1 protein-coding gene is annotated in these 2,497 nt (G+C 42.9%); it reads left to right on the forward strand.

Annotation, left to right across the window (positions count from 1 at the left end):
• Window positions 1-2,497, forward strand: a 2,497-nt coding sequence (locus JKA74_RS20610; protein ID WP_201433136.1) for a hypothetical protein, incomplete at both ends; no start/stop codon positions are given.

Genomic DNA, 2,497 nt, shown 5'->3' on the forward strand with positions numbered 1-2,497 from the left:
GGGACCGGCAACTACACTTTCACTCTTGGAGGGGATGCCGCAGCAACACAAACACAGCCGGGGGCAATCTATCGCTTCAACAACCTTTCTGCTGGAAACTATACTATTGACCTGGAAGATGCCAACAACTGTTCCATCACACAACAAAATGTCACTTTAACAGAGCCTGTGGCAATTTCAGCTACTGCTGCCATAACAAGCAACTTCAACGGGGCCGAACTTAGTTGCTTTGGAGCGTCTGATGGAGAGATTACCACCACGGCCGGAAACGGGTCGGGAGGCTACACTTATGTCCTCAACGAAGAGCCCTCTAACACCACAGGGGATGCCAATGGTATCTATACCGGGCTGGCGGCCGGAAGCTACACTGTAACTGTCACTGACAACAACGGATGTTCAGCTACAACTACTTCTATTGTTATTGATAATCCTCCTGTTATAGTTAATACTGCAAGTTCAGATATAACTTTAGCATGTAAAGGAGATAGCGATGGCAGCGGTAGCTTTACAGCTTCTGGAGGCACACCTCCCTATATTTTTACTGTTGATGCAAATACTTCAGGAGCAACAATATTAGCTCCCAGTGCTACTACTCAAGGTTTTAATAATGCAAGTGTGGGTCTGGTAACAGTAACCATAGCAGATGCCAATGGATGCTCAGAGCAACAAACAATCAATATCACAGAACCTTCTTTGGATCTTACCGCAGGAATCACAGGTACAACCTCAATTTGTGATGGAGAGAATACTTCATTAACATTTGATCTATCGGGTAATGGTGTGAATTATGATGTTATTTATACTGACGGTTCAAATAATTTCAACCTGGCTTCTATATCTGATGGACACAATATCATTGTAAATCCTTTAGAAACAAAAACTTATAGCATAGTTGAAGCTACGGATATTTCAACAGGGTGTACTAATGCTGTCTTAACAGGCTCAGCTACCGTCACTGTAAATACCATACCTACTACGCCTATAGCAGATACATATAATCCATTTTGTGTGGATGATGATGCCACCACTACCACAGTTAATGCCGTATCAGGAACCAATATCTCATGGTATCAGGAATCTTCCCTTTCCACCTTGTTGACTACTGGTGCATCCCCTACTCTATCTTCCCTCAACATACCCACTGCAGATAATGGAAGTTTTACCAGATATGCTACTCAAGCAGATGCTGATGGTTGTGAAAGTCCTGCACTGGAAATTAATATCATCATTTTTGACGCTCCGGTTTTTGATCCTATACCTACTGATATAAACAGATGCCCAGGAGAACTGGTTGATATTGATTTTAGTACTTTAAGTGCTTCAGACAATATCACATGGTCAGCTGATAATACAGCAATTGGCAATCCTGCTTCAGGAACCAACAGCCTTACTTTTGTGACATCAGCTAATAATACAGGCTCGGATATTGTTACTACCATTACAGTTTCCGCAACTAATGATGGATGTTCCACTCCTGTTACTGAAACTTTCACTATTACCTTAAACCCTACCCCTACAATTCCCGCATTCCTTACACCAATAAAAGTCTGTAGGGATAATAACTTATTTGATCTTACATCAATAAATTTAAATGCTTCCCCAGCCGGAGGCACCTATTCATATGCTGGAAATGGAGTTAGTGGGACTATTTTTGATGCAGGCCATGCATCTGTAAGTTTAGGATTCCAGGAAATAGAGGTTACTTATATATCTCTTGATGGATGCGAAAGAACAAAAGATATTATTTTATTAGATGTAATAGAATTGCCAATAGCAAATTTACCGACTCCCTCTGACAATACCTGTGAAAACGCTAGTTACGATTTAATAGGAAATATTGGAGGATCAGCTACTTCAGGTCTTTGGCAATTAAAAAGTGGGGAGCCAGCAGCAGGGTCTCTTTCTGCTACAACCAATAATAGTGGCGACTGGACTGCTACTTTCAGTCCGGACGGTATATATATTGGAGATTTAACTTTTGAATTCATTGCTTCAGGTTCAGCAACCAATCCGTGTGATGATGATATAAAAGAATTTATATTAACTATCGATGAAGCACCAATTTCTGCCATCACTACAACGGCCACTGAAGTCTGTGAGGCTGATCCTTTTACTTTGCAGGGGACTGTTTCAGGTGGGGCCAATAACGGAGAATGGCAAATCAAGGCTGGGCAAGGGGCTTCAGTTGATGCTTCCGGCTCCCTGACAGCTACCACCAACAACAGCGGAAGCTGGGAGGCTGTCTTCACACCGAATGGCTCCTACTTCGGAAATGTTACTTTTGAGTTTGTTGCTTCAGCTCCAAACTCCTGTTCCGACCATGTGGAAGAGCATACATTGACCATCTTTGAAAGGCCTACGGCCACACTGCCCGCCAACTTTAACACTTGCGGGGATGCTGCCTTTGACCTTGATGCCTCGCTGACAGGATCAACACTCAATGGAGAATGGACCATCATTGCCAATGGTGATGCCGGACAGTTAACGGCCACCAATG

The organism is Marivirga aurantiaca (assembly GCF_016679925.1).
Taxonomy (GTDB): domain Bacteria; phylum Bacteroidota; class Bacteroidia; order Cytophagales; family Cyclobacteriaceae; genus Marivirga; species Marivirga aurantiaca.